The sequence below is a fragment of the Tardiphaga alba genome (genome assembly GCF_018279705.1).
GTDB classification, from domain to species: Bacteria; Pseudomonadota; Alphaproteobacteria; order Rhizobiales; family Xanthobacteraceae; genus Tardiphaga; species Tardiphaga alba.
In genome coordinates this window covers 2834499-2848271 of record NZ_CP036498.1, presented here as the reverse complement: position 1 = coordinate 2848271, position 13773 = coordinate 2834499, and the positions used below count along the sequence as shown (strand labels likewise).

Here is a 13773-nt window from a genome sequence, read left to right as displayed (position 1 = left end):
GGCGTTTGCAAATCCTTCAAAGAACAAGTTCTTGAACGAACGAGAAATCCTGTAATCGGCGCCGCTGTAACGTCACTACCTTGTGTATTCTATCCGCGTCTTGGACATTCGTACGCCCCAGCTTAGCGCAAAGAACGGGCAAGCGGTTGCCCGCAATTAGGGCGACCACTCCTCACTTTGTCATTGCTGGCCTATATTTATTGTACGTATAGTCCAGTTATTGACACATCTCAATTGCGAGACGCGCAATCGCTGCAGCTTCTCGATGGAATTCTCGCATGAGCGTATCACCCGATTACGACATCTTCGACGCCGGCGATGTGACGCTGCAATCCGGCACGATCTTCCCCGGGCTGAAGCTTGCCTACAAGACCTATGGCAAGCTCAATGCCGACAAATCGAATGCGATCCTGTATCCGACCTCCTTCTCGGCTCAGCATGTCGATATCGACTGGCTGATCGAGCCGGGCGCGGCCCTCGACCCCGAGCGCTATTTCATCATCATTCCGAACCTGTTCGGTAATGGGTTGTCGTCCTCGCCCTCGAACACCCCGCAGACCGCAGCTGACTATCCGAATATCAGCTATCACGATGCCATCGCGGTCCAGCGCCGCCTCATCACCGAACGGTTTGGCATTGCACGTCTCGCAATGGTCTATGGCTGGTCGATGGGCGGCATGCAGGCCTATCACTGGGCGGCGCGCTATCCCGATATGGTGGAGCGCGCAGCGGTCGTCTGCGGAAGCGCCCGGTGCTCACCGTTCAATACGGTATTTCTAGAAAGCGTGCGCGCGGCGATCACCGCCGATCCCGCTTTCAGCAATGGCCGTTTCACATCCCGTCCGGCTGCCGGACTTCGCGCCATGGGCCGCGTCTATGCCGGCTGGGCGATGTCGCACGGCTTCTATCGCGACGAACTCTGGCGCGACGGCGGCTTCACGTCGCTGGAGGATTATCTCAGCCGCTCCTGGGATCTGGCTTTCGCCCATCGCGATGCCAACAACATCCTGGCCCAGCTCTGGACCTGGCAGAACGGCGACATCAGCAATTGCGCGGAATTCGGTGGCGACTTTAAAAAGGCGATGGCTGCCATCAAGGCCCGTGTATTGCTCATGCCCGGCGCCACCGACAATTATTTCCAGATTGGTGACAACGAGGCTGAGCTTCCGTTGCTCACCAATGCCCGCTCCGCAGAACTCTGCCCGATCCCCTCATTGCATGGCCACCGCGCCGGCAACCCGATCAAGATCACTGAGGACAAGGCGTTCCTGAACGCAAAGATCAAGGCTTTTCTCGACTCATGACCGTCATTGATACCCACCATCACAAACCGGTGCGCGCTCTCACACCAGCGCAACTCAAGGATCTCTCCCTCCGCGCCAATCTCCCCGGCACGGTGCGCTCGCTCAGCCATTATGGCGTGATCCTGATCGTCGGCACCGCAATCTGGCTGACTGTCACGCGCTTCGGAGCGGTCTGGGCTTTGCCGCTGGTCGCGATCCAGGGCTATCTGATCGCCTTCCTGTTCATGCCCGTCCACGAGGCCGCGCATAAGACGGTGTTCACGGGTCGCCTTGCAAACGAGATTCTTGGCCACTTGTCATCGCTGCTGATCGTACATCCCTACGAGCATTATGCGCTGTTTCACTGGGATCATCACCGCTTCACCCAAGACCCCGCACGCGATCCCGAACTGGTGACTGCGACCATCCCGACCTCGGATACGAAACTGGCAATCGCCTATACCGGCATTGTCCAGCTCATCAACCGCATCCGTTTGCTGTTCCGCCGTGCCCTCACCGGCCGGGCCGTCGCCCCGTGGATTCCCGAGAACAAGCAGGGCCTCGTCATCCGCGAAGCGCGCATCTATGCACTGGCTTACGTGCTGCTGTTCGCCGGATCGCTCGCATTCCAGACGACGTTGCTGCTCTGGTGCTGGCTCTTGCCGCTGCTCGTCGGCCAATTGTTTCTGCGGCCGTATCTCTATGCCGAGCACACCGGTTGCGAGCACACCCGCAGCGCCTACGAAAACACGCGCACCACCTATACCGGCGCGCTCATGAAATGGTTCACCTGGAACATGCCGTTCCACGTCGAGCACCACGCCTATCCATCGGTGCCGTTCCATGCACTGCCGAAGCTGAATGCCATTGTCGATGATCGCATCCTGCATCGCGGCCGCGGCTATCGCCGTGTCCACCGCGAAACCTTCGCATGGTTTCGTCGCGCGCGTAACCTCTAGGGTGGGCAAAGCGCAGCGTGCCCACCATGGCGGCCCGTGCACGTGTCGGTGGGCACGCTACGCTTTGCCCACCCTACGCACCGGTCAGCACCGCCTTCACGAGTTTGCGTGCATTCTCCGCAGTCGCAGCGCGAAAGCCGAACGCGTCCTGATAGAACAGCGTGCCGTAAATGCGATCGTAGAGATCAGCGGGTGGCTCCGTTGATGTCACGCTGCCATCCTTCTGGCCGGCTTTGATGATCTTCACCACGACATCGCGACGGGCACCGAGATAACGTTCCGCGAACAGTCGCGCTGATCCCGTCCGTGCGATGCATTCGGCGATGACAGCAAGTTGCACCTTGCCAAATTCGCCGCTCAGCGCGACCGCATAGGCCGAAGCGTGGCGGCTGATCTTCGCGACCGCATCGCCGCTGTCGGGTATCGGTAGCATGGACGCAGCCTGCCGCAAGAACGCATCGATCAGAAGTGCCTCTCGCGATGGCCACCATTTATAGATGGTCATCTTCGACACGCCGGATTCGCGCGCAATCGCATCGATGGTCGCGGTCGATAGCCCATCGACCGCCATCATGCGATAGGCGCTATCGAGGATCGCCTCCTCCGTCTCGACGGAGCGCGGACGACCGCGGCGGATTGGTTTGACATCGGACATGAGTGAGCTGCATGGACGCTGACGGTGTTCGTCTATAGCGCGAATTGGCGCGATCAAACAGCGGGACTGACGACATCCGTCAAAGGCAACTCCGGCGCATCGGTGTGGCGGCCAAGCAATTCGTAAACGCCGACCTCTTTGGCAAAGCCCTTAGGCTTGATGGTCGCAACGCTGCGGAATGCAAAACGCGATTCTGCCGCGTCTTTGACCGCCTGACTGACGAGCACCCGCGTTCCATAGTCCTTGTTGAGTGTCTCAAGCCGAGACGCCAGGTTCACCGTGGCGCCGAGCGCGGTATAGTTCATTCGATCGGACGAACCGATATTCCCGATCATGGCATCGCCGACATGCAGCCCGAAGCGCGTTTTGTAGGCCGGCCAGCCCTCGCGCGCGAATTCGTCATTCAAAGCCTGATTGGCTTCGATACAGCGCAGCACCGCTTCACAGGCCTGCAAAACGTGCTCATCATGTTCGACCGGCGCATTCCAGATCCCCATCACGGCATCCCCGATGAACTTGTCGACAGTCCCGTGATGTGCCGCGATGACGTTAGACATCGCAGCAAAATAGCGCGACGTATAAAGCATCACCTGGGTCGGATCCCTGTCCTCGGTCATGCTGGTGAAATTCTCGACGTCGGTGAACAGGATGGTTGCCTCGCGCCTGATGCCCCAAGCTCCATGGAGTCACCGGTCTCCACGAGTTGCTGCACCAGCCGCTTGGGGACGAAATTGGAGAATGTCTGGACCAGCGAACGCATGGTGTAGACCGAGCGACCGAGATCATCGATCTCCCGGATCGGCGAGCGCAGCCGTGGCATCGTGGAGAAGCGGAAACGCTGGATGCGATCCACTTCCCGCGACAGGATGCGCAGCGATAGCGACAGCCGGTTGCCGATCAGGAATGCGGCAGGTAGCGCGGCCAGCAGCAACAGAATGGCGACAATGATCAAGGATCGCCGCTCTGCTACGATCTCCGAATAGAATTTATCGACGGGTGCAAAGACGACAATCCGCAGGTCAGCCGTGCCGGCGACGACCACCGGTCGCAGCGCCGCCAGATATTCGCGGCCATCGCGATCCCGGAAGAATTGCTCGCTTACGCCCGTTCGGCGCCAGGCTTCGATCGCCGCCGTAGCACCGACCGTGTCGAGGTCGGTCAGGCGCGGCAGGGCGGCCAGCTGATTGCTCGTGCTACGCGCGCTGAGCCATTTGGACAGATCCGGATGTGCAATCACCCGGCCGGCATCGTCGAACAGGAATGCCATACCGGCCCCGCCAAGCCCCTGCTGGCGCAGCATCGTCTCGGCCTCGCCGATCAGGATGTCGCCCGCGACCACCCCGTCGCGTCCACTGCCGATGGGCATCCGCACGGTGTAGCCGACATTGTCGGTGAGATGGAAAATATAGGGCGCGGTGAGCAGCGCGGCGTCCGGCTCGAATGCCCCCTCATACCAGGGACGCTTGCGCGGATCGAAATCATCCGGGCCGGACGCGCGCGCGAGTACCCGCAATGCATCGTCCAGATAGGCCGTTGAGGCCTGCAATGCGCCGGTGGTTGCCAGTTTCGCGATCACGAACAGCCGAAATTTCGCACCGTCCGGCGCCCCGATCCGCTTGCGCGCTTCCGGGCCAGACCGATCGATGAAATCAAGCTCCAGGAACGAGCCATCGGAATAGCCGACATAGAGATTGGAGAGCTGCGCATTGTTCCGCAGCATCGAGGCCAGCAGGCTGTAGAAGCGCAGATTGTCGGAGATATCCGCCTCCTGCACCGACGGGATGCCGCGCAGGATGTCCAGGTTGTCACGCACCGATTTGAGCTGCCCATCGATGCGGTCGGCGGAGGCCTGCGCCACCGTGCTGAGATAGGACGATGCGGCGGTGCGCACGATGGCGTTGACGCGACTGAAGCTGAGATAAAGCAGCGCCAGCCCTACCGTCAGCACGATGCCGACGAACAGGGCGATGATCGATGTCCGGAAACTGACGCGGATGCGCGTGTTTTTCATCACCTCGGAGCCGCCCGCGTTAGCAAAACTCGAACATTATCGGTGCTATGCGAGTGCTCCGATCGCCAAGCATTATGCGGGCGGGCCGCCGATTGCAAAACAATAGCGGTATCCGCATAGTCTGCGCGAGCGAGTGTTTAACCGATCATTAAGGAAGCAAGATATGGCGGGCGCCGATATAGACGTGGTCATCCGGCAGACCGCGAAGCAGCAGAACAAGACGCTTCTCGCAGCCATCAAGGCGCGGCGCGATCATTTCACCGGCCTGGCTGCAAAGGCCAAGGACGCAACATCCAAGGAGCGCTACAAGCAGGCTGCCAAGGACGTGGTCGAGCAAGGCGCTGCCGCTATGCGTCGCCTGCAGGTTTCCGCCGACAACGCCGCCGACAGCTTTGCCCGCTCGATGCGGATGGCCAGCGACGCATTCGCCGCCAAGGCGGCTGCAGAAGCTGCAAAGGCTCCGGCCGAGAAGGCGCCGAAGCCGGCCAAGAAGGCTGCCAAGGCGTCTGTCAAAGCCAAGAAGGCTGCCAAGGGCAAGAAAAAGTAGCTCTCACTGTCGTCGCCCGGCTTGACCGGGCGATCCAGTAGACACTGATGCCAACATTCCTCGCGACGACAACGTTTACTGGGTCCCTGCTTTCGCAGGGACGACAAGCTGTGGCTTTGGCGCCTACGCCGCCACATCCGTATTCGGCACATCCGTCGCGATCTCGCCGCGCTCGATGGTGATGATACGCTCCGCAAAACTGCGGAGCAGATGCGGATTGGACTCGGTGATGATCAGCGCCAGGTTCGGATCGGCATCGCGCAGTCGCCGCAATGCTTCGGCGTAGCGATTGGCGAGCACCGGCGCGAGGCCCTGAAACGGCTCATCGAGCAGGATCAGCCGCGTCGCGATCATTAGTGCGCGGCCGAGCGCCACCATCTTGCCCTGCCCGCCGGACACCGATCCGGCCGGCCGCTTGGCCATGTCCTTGAGCTCCGGCAGGATGTCATAGACGCGGCCGAGGCGGCGCTCGGTCTCCGCTGCCGTGAGACTGGCGACGCGCGCTGGCAGCAGGATGTTCTCCTCCACCGTGAAGCGCGAAAACAGCCGGCGATCCTCCGGCGCGTAACCGATGCCGAGGCCGGGCCGGAGATGGGATTCGACCTTGTTGAGATCGCGCCCGTCGAACAGCAGTTCTCCGCCGTTTTTGGTGAAGCCCATAATGGTGCGGAGCGTGGTCGTCTTGCCGGCGCCGTTACGACCGACGAACGCGACCGTCTCGCCCTGCTTCAGGGCGAAGGACACGTTCCGCAACACCGGAACGCTGCCGAAAGAGACCGTCACGCCATTCAATGTCAGCATGTCAGCCTCCAATCACCGTGCGGATCACATCCGCGTCGTTCAGCACTTCGCCGGGCGGCCCGACGCGCTGGATCTTGCCGGTGCTCCAGACGGCGACCCGGTTTGCATAGCGTTGCACCATGTCCATGTCGTGCTCGACGAACACCGATGCGACTTTTGCCTTGGCCAGCGCCGCGACAAGGATTTCCATCACGCCGAACTTGTCGGCCGACGCGACGCCTGATGTGGGCTCATCCATCAGCAGCAGCTTCGGCTTCAACGCCAGCGCGATCGCGATGTCGATGAGCTTGCGATGCCCCTCGGGCAGTTCGCCCGCATGCTTGTTGCGGTGATCGGCGCAATCCACCAGTTCGAGCAGTGCGATCATCTCGTCGCGCTCGGCGATCCGGTCCAGCGGCCGGAACGGGTTCCAGCGCCGCTCGCGCGACGCCGCCGCCAGCAGCATGTTTTCCAGCACCGTCTGTTCGGTGAACAACTGCGGGATCTGGAATGCGCGGGCGATGCCGAGCCGTGTTATCTCGCGCGGCGGATGCGCGGTGATTTCCTTGTTCTCGAACCGGACCGAACCTGCCTTCGGCCTGAGATAGCCGGTGCAGATATTGAGGAACGTCGTCTTGCCCGCGCCATTGGGGCCGATGATGGCGAGGTTCTCGCCGCCATAGACGTCGAGATCGATGCCATCGGCCGCGACGACACCGCCAAAACGGATGTCGAGCCCACGGGCCTCGAGAAGAACGGTGTTGGCTGCCGCGCTCATTTGCCAGTCTCCACGGCACGTGATGCACGGCGACGTTCAGCCATCGAGGTCGCGAGACCGACGATCCCTTCCGGTGCACGCAGGATGATGACCAGCAGCACAAAGCCGAGAATGAGCTGCCAGGAATCCGCGACAAAGGCCGCTGCATAGGTGCGTACGGCCTCATAGACCAGCGATCCCGTCAGCGCGCCGGCGACATTGCCGATCCCTCCCAGGATGGCGATGAAGACGAATTCGCTGGAGCGGGTCCAGTAGGTGTATTCCGGCGTGGCAATGCCCTGGATGATGCCAAGCGAGGCACCGCCGAGGCCGCACAACACCGCCGAGATGACATAGCCCACCAGCAGCACCGACCGGGCGGACAGGCCGATATATTCCAGCCGCGTCTCGTTGGTCTTGATGGCCTTCAGCGCCTGCCCGAGCGGGCTCTTCAGATAGCGCCAGACCAGAATGGCGGCGCCCAGCGCCATCACCAGCGTGGCGTAATAGATCACCGTATCGAACTGGCCGCGATCGAAGGTCTGACCAAGAAAAGTCGGGCGCCGGATGCGAACGCCGTCCGACCCGCCTGTGAGATGGAAGAACTTTTCCAGGATCGAATACAGCACCATGGAGAAAGCAAGATTCAGCATGCCGAAGAAGATGTAGCGATAACGCACCACGAACAGGCCGACAGCGACGCCGAGCACCAGCGACGTCACAAGCCCCGCAGCCACCAGCAGGACAAGATCGCCACCACCGAGATAGCGACCGAGGAAGGCGACCGTATAGGCACCGGTTGCGAAGAACATGCCGTGGCCGAACGACACCTGCCCGGCCTGCAGCAGCAGGATGATGCCAAGCACTGCGAGGCTTTTGGCGAATACGATGGCCATGAAAGTCTGGATCGAACCGGCGAAGACCGGGACGGCAGCCAGCACCAGCGCGACGAGAATGAGGGAGATATTGCGCAAGGTCATGTCAGATCTTCCGCAACTGCTGCACGCCGAACAGACCGCTCGGGCGGAAGATCAGCACGATCACCATCAGGATATAGGGCACCAGCACCTCGAATTCCGGCGCGGTGTAGACCGCAAGCGAGCGGCCGAGCCCGATCATCAGCGCTGCCACCGCGGCGCCCTCGATCTGGCCGAGGCCCGCGGTCGCCGCCACCGCAAAGGACAGCACGATCATCTCCGCGCCCATGCCGGGGATCAGCGATGTCGTCGGCGCTGCCAGCGCACCGCCAAGTGCCGCCAGCGTCGCGCCGACGATGAAGGTCACGAAATAGATTTTCTGGGCGTTGATGCCGATCGCGCAGGCGGCTTCGCGATCCTCGGTCACCGCCAGGATCTGCGCGCCGACCGCCGTATAACGCAGGAAATAGCGCAGGCAGACCAGCACGACGACGGCCAGCACCGGCAGGAAGATCGTTTGATAGGCGGTATAAGTGATCCCGAACACCGAGACATTGCCGAGCAGCTGCAGCGGCTCCGACATGAAATAAGGCTGCACGCCCCAGATCAGGCGCTGCACGTTTTCCAGGATCATGAAGACGGCAAAGGTGACGAGGATCTGCAGCACCTGCTCCTTGGCATAGATGCGCTGGAGCAGAAACTTCTCCATCGCACCGCCAAGGATCGCGCCTACTGCCACGGCCGCCACGAACAACATCGGGAATGTCAGCCAAGGACTGTAGCCGGCCTTGGTCAGCGCAACGCCACCGGTCACGGCCAGATAGGCGCCGAAGGCGTAGAAGGAACCATGGGCGATGTTCAGCACGCCGAGCACGCCGAACACGAATGTAAGTCCCACCGCGACGAGAAAGACGAGCGAGGCGTAGGCCACGCCATCGCAGATCGCGAGCATCAGGGTATCGAACGACATTGCAAACCTCCCATGCGACGCACCGGACGAGCCGGCGCGTCGCATGCCTCTTAAGCAGCCATCACTTGTCGAACGAGAAGTTGTCGACCTTGATGTTCATGATCGCCGGCGTCAGCGTCTTGATCCATGCGTCCGACTTCTGACCGACCGGCGGCATCATCTGCGAAGCCGGGAAAATGGTCATCTTGTCGAGCACAGCGAACGGATAGGCCGGGACTCGGCGCGTGGTGCCGATCAACTGATCCTCGATGCCCTGCCCGTCCGCGCGGATCTCCACCGGGCGGCCGAAGGCCTGGAACTTGAGACCTGGCATCGCCTTGGCGACCTGCTCCTTGGTCGGCCACTTGCCGCCATTGGCCGGCACTGCCTTGGCATACACAGCTTCGAGCGCCGCAAAGGCCTGCGCCATGTGGAACACGGAGTAGATCGGATAGCGACCCGTCTTGGCCTTGAAGGCGTCAACGAAAGCCTTGAACTTCGGATCGTTCTTCATCTCCGGATGCAGGAAGTAGTGATCCCCGCGGCCGCCGACGATGACGCCTTCCGGCAGGTCGGCACCGAGACGCTCCAGCGAAGATTCCGCCAACGGCAACACGAATTGCGAGTTCTTGAACAGGCCGCGCTGGTTGGCCTGGCGCACGAACGTGTCGAGATCGCCGCCCCACGAAGTGGACAGCACGACATCCGGGCGCAGCGCCAGTAGACGCGAGACTTCCGTCGAGAAGTCGGGCGCGCCAAACTTCGGGAAAAACTCAGCGACCACCTTAACGTCCGGCTTCAGGACCTTCAGCGCGGCCGAAAAAATCTCCCAGCTGTCGCGGCCCCAGGCGTAGTCCTGATTGACCACCGCGACGGTCTTGAAATCCGGCTTCGCCTTCAGGAGATACAGCAGCGGCGCCATGACTTCCGGTGTCGCATTGGCCTGGGTGCGGAAGACGTACTGATATTTGTCGTCTTCAAGGATGCGCTGGGTGCCGCAGTCCCACATGAAATTCAGCATCTTGAGGTCTTCGGCCAGCGGCGCGACCTTGTTGCAGACGCCGGACGAGATCGAGGCGAACATCACGTCCACCTTGGTGTCCTGCGCCAGACGGCGATATTCCGTCATCAATGTCTCGATGCCGGCGCCTTCGTCGATGAAGTAGAGCTTCACCGGCACGCCCTGAATGCCGCCGCGCTTGTTGATATCTTCGGCCAGCAGTTCCGCCGCATCGCGCGCAGGAACGCCGAACACAGAGGCTGCGCCCGAATTGTAAGTGGTGATGCCGATGCGCAATTCGGACGGCTTGTCCTGCGCAAATGCTGACGTGATGCCAAGCAGCGATACGGCTGCGGCCGCCAATAAGCGACGTATCATGGGGTCTCTCCCGCTCCGCGGAATGCGGTTTGTTGTTTTTTGGACCCGCCAGGCGGGCAGCCCATAATGCATTGCTCGGGCGCGTCGCAAAAGACTATTTTGACGCATCACCGGCAACCGGACTTATTCCGAGAAGCGCAAATCAAGCGCAGCTGGACAGCAGGGAGCGAGCGAATGGCAAAAGTGGCGATTGTCGGCTGCGGCGCGATGGGATCGGTCTATGCGGCTTTGATGGTCGATGCCGGCCATGAGGTCCATGCGATCACGGCCTGGCCGGACCATGCCGAAGCCATGAACACGAACGGCCTGCGCTGCGAAGGCATCAGCGGCGACCGCACCGTGCCGATCCACGGCACAACCTCCACCGACGGCATCGGCCCCTGCGATCTCGTCATCATCGCCACCAAGGCTTTCGACGTCGAGGCAGCGGCACAAAGCTGCGCGCCCCTGCTCGGCCCGGAAACCGTCGTACAGACCATCCAGAACGGCCTCGGTTCGCCGGAGGTCGCGGCGCCCATCCTCGGTGCCGATCGCATCGCTGTCGGCGTGGTCGGAGGATTCGGCGCCTCCATGCGCGGGCCCGGCCATGTCCATCACAACGGCATGGAGATGATCCGCTTCGGCAGCTATGCCGGCCTGCCGAAACAGCTCGTACAGGCATCCGCAAAGATCTGGGAATCCGCCGGCTTCAAGGTCGCGCTGTTCGACGACATCAAGCAGATGGTGTGGGAGAAGCTGATCATGAATGTCGCCTTCTCCGGCACGTCCTGCACCACCGGGCTGACCATTGGCGAAATCATCGACGATCCCGACGCGTGGAGCGTCGCGCGCGGCTGCGCGGAGGAAGCGATTGCGGTGGCCCATGCTTCCGGGATCAAGCTCGATGTCGGCGATCCCGTTGCCCACGTGCGAAAACTCGGCGGCAAGATCCCGCACGCCAAACCATCGATGTTGCTGGACTATGAGGCCGGTCGTCGCTGCGAGATCGACGCGATCAATGGCTCGATCCCGCGCCTTGGCAAACCGCTCGGCGTGCCGACACCGGTGAACGACACCGTGGTCGGCATCGTGAAAGCGCGAGAACGGAAGATGCTGGGCTAGGCTCATAGCTGTAGCCCGGATGAAGCGCAGCGCAATCCGGGGACCGGCGTTTCAATTAGCTCTGCTGTCCCCGGATTACGCTTCGCTCTATCCGGGCTACAAAAACAAAAACGGGCGCCGAAGCGCCCGTTTGAAGTTCCGATCACTGCAAGCTTACGCCGCCTGCTCTGCATGGGCTGCCTGGCTGCGGCGACGCCACAGCCCGCCGACCGCAAGCACCACGAAGATGCCGAGCAGACCGCAGAGGATCTCGCCGCCGGTGCCGTCGCCGGTGAAGCGGATGCCGCTGCCGAGCGATGCAAACACACCATCCAGGCTGGCGCCGAGCGCACCGCCGAAGAAGCTGTGCAGCGCCGGCAGGACCGCCGGATCGGTGGCAATGACTTCGCCCGCGACCCAGCCGAGCAGTGCGGCACCGAGCCAGACCAGAACCGGCAGACGGGTGAGCAGCGCCATGATCAGCGCGGCACCAGCCACGATCAGCGGGACGCTGACGGCCAGACCCAGTATCAGCAACGGCACGCTGCCATTGGCGGCTGCCGCCACGGCGATCACGTTATCGAGACTCATCACGATGTCGGCGATCACCACGATCTGCACGGCGGCCCACAGATTCGAGGCGGCCTTCACGCCATCCTCTTCCTCGGGTTCAGGCACCAGCAGCTTGGCCGCGATGACGATCAGCGCGAGGCCGCCGACCAGCTTGAGATAGGGCAGTGCCATCAGCGAGGCGACGATGCCGGTGAAAATGATACGGAGAATGACGGCCGCAGCGGCGCCGAGGATCATGCCCCACATGCGCTGCTTCGGCTCGAGGCCGCGGCAGGCGAGCGCGATCACGAGCGCATTGTCGCCCGACAGCAGAACATTGATCCAGATGATCTTGCCGACGGCAACCCAAAATGCGGGCTGCTGCATCTCGACTTGAAACTGAGCGAAAACCGACTTGATCGTTGCCGGATCGAAAACTTGCAGTATCCAGTCCACCGCGCGCCCCTCTTCGTTTGTTCGTTTTATGGAAATGCCGGCGCGCCCCCGCGCGCCGGCAGATAGTGTAGTCCGGCTAAAGCTTAACCGACAATCTCGTTGCCCGAGAAGAACTGTGCGATTTCGATCGCAGCGGTCTCGGCAGCGTCCGAACCGTGCACCGAGTTCTCGCCGATCGACTTGGCGTGCGCCTTGCGGATGGTGCCGTCAGCAGCCTTCGACGGATCGGTGGCGCCCATGACGTTGCGATACTTCAGGATCGCGCCTTCGCCTTCCAGCACCTGCACGACGACCGGACCCGAGGTCATGAAGTCGACGAGCTCGCCGAAGAAGGGACGCTCCTTGTGCACGGCATAGAAGGTGCCGGCCTGTTCCTTGGTCATGCGGATACGCTTCTGCGCGACGATGCGCAGGCCGGCCTTCTCGATCAGCGCATTGATCGCGCCGGTCAGATTACGCTCGGTCGCGTCGGGCTTCAGAATCGAAAAGGTACGCTCGATGGCCATGGTTCATCCTTGAATAGCAGTGTTGGAAGATGGCGGCTTATATCGGTGCGCTCCCGGAACGGCAAGCGATCCGTCCGGGGCTTTCGGCTCGATCCGGGCAGCAAAAATGACCAAGATGTCATCCAGATGAACCGTTCCTGACGGCCGCAGACGGATCCCGTTCAGCCGGGCCGCCCTACCTTCATCTCGACAGCACGCCCCACCCGCTTCCGGCGGCATCCACCGGCCAACGGACGTGCCTGACGAGGAGAAATGACGATGTTCCGCAAGATCGCACTGACTTTGGTGGCTGCGGCCTCCCTGGGCGCCGCAGCACTGGCACCGACCGCCGCCTCGGCCTGGGGCGGTCATGGCGGCTGGCATGGCGGCGGGTGGCACGGCGGCGGCGGTGGCTGGCACCGCGGCTGGGGCGGCCCGCCCCGCTTTGCCGGCGGGCCCGCCTATTACGGCGGTGGCGGCTGCTGGGTCCGCCGCGTGGTTCCGACCCCATGGGGTCCGCGCTGGCGCTCGGTGAACCGCTGCTACTAACTATTTACCACAGGAGGCGCCCGGCCCTGCCGGCCGGGTGTTTCCGCACTGCACCTGTGGATATTTCATCCTTTCTTGAAGGAAACGCGCTGAAATCCGGGTTGCGGGAAACATTTTCTTCCCAAGCGACTTGCCTTGATATCTGTACGGTAACGAACACTCCTGGATCACGATGACTTCACCTTTCACCAATGACAGCGATGACGAGATGGACCGCGGCACCACCGCTGCCATCTGTAACGCCATTGGTGAACGACTGCGACGCGACATGGGAACTGACGAATCCCTGCCCTCGCATCTCCAGATGCTCCTGAGCCAGCTTCAGCAGCGCGACGACGACGGCGCCTGAGCCGGCAGCGCAAAGCCCGGTTGCCCAAATCTCGGTTGCGTTTGTGCGCAGCAGCGGTGACAAGGC

At 61.9% G+C, this 13773-nt stretch carries 16 protein-coding genes; 5 read left to right on the top strand and 11 right to left on the bottom strand.

Translation table 11 applies throughout. The features are described 5' to 3' along the window. Positions 1-278: 278 nt before the first annotated feature. Together RPMA_RS13550 and RPMA_RS13545 are read left to right on the top strand one after the other, a co-directional pair. Positions 279-1304 carry an alpha/beta fold hydrolase gene (locus RPMA_RS13550; protein WP_211913281.1) on the top strand — a complete coding sequence of 342 codons (1026 nt, stop codon included), beginning with the start codon at positions 279-281 and terminating at the stop codon, positions 1302-1304. Further along, positions 1301-2242 (top strand): fatty acid desaturase, encoded by a 942-nt coding sequence (locus tag RPMA_RS13545; RefSeq protein WP_211913280.1) that lies wholly within the window; start codon positions 1301-1303, stop codon positions 2240-2242. The genes RPMA_RS13550 and RPMA_RS13545 overlap by 4 nt, the downstream gene beginning before the upstream one ends. A 73-nt stretch (positions 2243-2315) precedes the next feature. Here the strand turns inward: RPMA_RS13545 and RPMA_RS13540 are convergent, their stop codons facing one another. From RPMA_RS13540 to RPMA_RS13530, 3 genes are read right to left on the bottom strand one after another with little or no spacing between them, the layout of a single operon-like run. Beyond that, positions 2316-2897: a TetR/AcrR family transcriptional regulator gene (locus RPMA_RS13540; protein WP_211913279.1), complete on the bottom strand. Its 582-nt coding sequence runs from the start codon at positions 2895-2897 to the stop codon at positions 2316-2318. A gap of 53 nt (positions 2898-2950) precedes the next feature. After that, on the bottom strand, positions 2951-3514 hold the full coding sequence (locus tag RPMA_RS13535) for an adenylate/guanylate cyclase domain-containing protein (RefSeq protein ID WP_211913647.1): 564 nt from the start codon (positions 3512-3514) through the stop codon (positions 2951-2953). After that, positions 3511-4908, bottom strand: coding sequence for a cache domain-containing protein (locus tag RPMA_RS13530; protein ID WP_211913278.1), 1398 nt, complete (start codon positions 4906-4908; stop codon positions 3511-3513). Before RPMA_RS13530 ends, RPMA_RS13535 begins: the two co-directional genes overlap by 4 nt. 163 nt (positions 4909-5071) lie before the next feature. Here RPMA_RS13530 and RPMA_RS13525 point away from each other — a divergent pair, with 163 nt between their 5' ends. Further along, positions 5072-5455 (top strand): hypothetical protein, encoded by a 384-nt coding sequence (locus RPMA_RS13525; RefSeq protein WP_211913277.1) that lies wholly within the window; start codon positions 5072-5074, stop codon positions 5453-5455. A 123-nt stretch (positions 5456-5578) separates the two neighbouring features. On the opposite strand, the gene RPMA_RS13520 is transcribed toward RPMA_RS13525, so the two are convergent. The 5 genes from RPMA_RS13520 to RPMA_RS13500 all read right to left on the bottom strand — a co-directional run bounded on the left by RPMA_RS13520 (position 5579) and on the right by RPMA_RS13500 (position 10236). Beyond that, positions 5579-6256, bottom strand: coding sequence for an ABC transporter ATP-binding protein (locus tag RPMA_RS13520; RefSeq protein WP_211913276.1), 678 nt, complete (start codon positions 6254-6256; stop codon positions 5579-5581). 1 nt (position 6257) lies between these two features. Next, positions 6258-7013 (bottom strand): ABC transporter ATP-binding protein, encoded by a 756-nt coding sequence (locus RPMA_RS13515; protein ID WP_211913275.1) that lies wholly within the window; start codon positions 7011-7013, stop codon positions 6258-6260. Beyond that, complete coding sequence (locus RPMA_RS13510) at positions 7010-7972, bottom strand: branched-chain amino acid ABC transporter permease (protein WP_211913274.1); 963 nt, start codon at positions 7970-7972, stop codon at positions 7010-7012. Before RPMA_RS13510 ends, RPMA_RS13515 begins: the two co-directional genes overlap by 4 nt. 1 nt (position 7973) lies before the next feature. After that, on the bottom strand, positions 7974-8879 hold the full coding sequence (locus tag RPMA_RS13505) for a branched-chain amino acid ABC transporter permease (protein ID WP_211913273.1): 906 nt from the start codon (positions 8877-8879) through the stop codon (positions 7974-7976). A 61-nt stretch (positions 8880-8940) separates the two neighbouring features. Next, positions 8941-10236, bottom strand: a complete 1296-nt coding sequence (locus tag RPMA_RS13500) for an ABC transporter substrate-binding protein (protein WP_211913272.1) — start codon at positions 10234-10236, stop codon at positions 8941-8943. 174 nt (positions 10237-10410) lie between these two features. Between RPMA_RS13500 and RPMA_RS13495 the strand changes: the two genes are divergently transcribed. Further along, positions 10411-11337 carry a ketopantoate reductase family protein gene (locus tag RPMA_RS13495; RefSeq protein ID WP_211913271.1) on the top strand — a complete coding sequence of 309 codons (927 nt, stop codon included), beginning with the start codon at positions 10411-10413 and terminating at the stop codon, positions 11335-11337. 153 nt (positions 11338-11490) lie between these two features. Here the strand turns inward: RPMA_RS13495 and RPMA_RS13490 are convergent, their stop codons facing one another. Both RPMA_RS13490 and ndk read right to left on the bottom strand, forming a co-directional pair. Beyond that, entirely contained in the window at positions 11491-12324 is an 834-nt protein-coding gene (locus tag RPMA_RS13490) for a TerC family protein (RefSeq protein WP_211913270.1), read from the bottom strand. Between the two features lie 83 nt (positions 12325-12407). Next, positions 12408-12830, bottom strand: a complete 423-nt coding sequence (ndk, locus tag RPMA_RS13485; RefSeq protein ID WP_211913269.1) for a nucleoside-diphosphate kinase — start codon at positions 12828-12830, stop codon at positions 12408-12410. A gap of 258 nt (positions 12831-13088) precedes the next feature. On the opposite strand from ndk, the gene RPMA_RS13480 reads away from it, so the two are divergent. Next, positions 13089-13358, top strand: coding sequence for a sulfur globule protein precursor (locus tag RPMA_RS13480; protein ID WP_211913646.1), 270 nt, complete (start codon positions 13089-13091; stop codon positions 13356-13358). Between the two features lie 178 nt (positions 13359-13536). Here the strand turns inward: RPMA_RS13480 and RPMA_RS13475 are convergent, their stop codons facing one another. After that, positions 13537-13770, bottom strand: a complete 234-nt coding sequence (locus RPMA_RS13475; protein ID WP_211913268.1) for a hypothetical protein — start codon at positions 13768-13770, stop codon at positions 13537-13539. Positions 13771-13773 lie beyond the last annotated feature (3 nt).

Coding starts and splice junctions, on each gene's coding strand:
- RPMA_RS13550 (WP_211913281.1), top strand. CDS start 279: ATGAGCGTATCACCCGATTACGACATCTTCGACGCCGGCGATGTGACG.
- RPMA_RS13545 (WP_211913280.1), top strand. CDS start 1,301: ATGACCGTCATTGATACCCACCATCACAAACCGGTGCGCGCTCTCACA.
- RPMA_RS13540 (WP_211913279.1), bottom strand. CDS start 2,897: ATGTCCGATGTCAAACCAATCCGCCGCGGTCGTCCGCGCTCCGTCGAG.
- RPMA_RS13535 (WP_211913647.1), bottom strand. CDS start 3,514: ATGACCGAGGACAGGGATCCGACCCAGGTGATGCTTTATACGTCGCGC.
- RPMA_RS13530 (WP_211913278.1), bottom strand. CDS start 4,908: ATGAAAAACACGCGCATCCGCGTCAGTTTCCGGACATCGATCATCGCC.
- RPMA_RS13525 (WP_211913277.1), top strand. CDS start 5,072: ATGGCGGGCGCCGATATAGACGTGGTCATCCGGCAGACCGCGAAGCAG.
- RPMA_RS13520 (WP_211913276.1), bottom strand. CDS start 6,256: ATGCTGACATTGAATGGCGTGACGGTCTCTTTCGGCAGCGTTCCGGTG.
- RPMA_RS13515 (WP_211913275.1), bottom strand. CDS start 7,013: ATGAGCGCGGCAGCCAACACCGTTCTTCTCGAGGCCCGTGGGCTCGAC.
- RPMA_RS13510 (WP_211913274.1), bottom strand. CDS start 7,972: ATGACCTTGCGCAATATCTCCCTCATTCTCGTCGCGCTGGTGCTGGCT.
- RPMA_RS13505 (WP_211913273.1), bottom strand. CDS start 8,879: ATGTCGTTCGATACCCTGATGCTCGCGATCTGCGATGGCGTGGCCTAC.
- RPMA_RS13500 (WP_211913272.1), bottom strand. CDS start 10,236: ATGATACGTCGCTTATTGGCGGCCGCAGCCGTATCGCTGCTTGGCATC.
- RPMA_RS13495 (WP_211913271.1), top strand. CDS start 10,411: ATGGCAAAAGTGGCGATTGTCGGCTGCGGCGCGATGGGATCGGTCTAT.
- ndk (WP_211913269.1), bottom strand. CDS start 12,830: ATGGCCATCGAGCGTACCTTTTCGATTCTGAAGCCCGACGCGACCGAG.
- RPMA_RS13480 (WP_211913646.1), top strand. CDS start 13,089: ATGTTCCGCAAGATCGCACTGACTTTGGTGGCTGCGGCCTCCCTGGGC.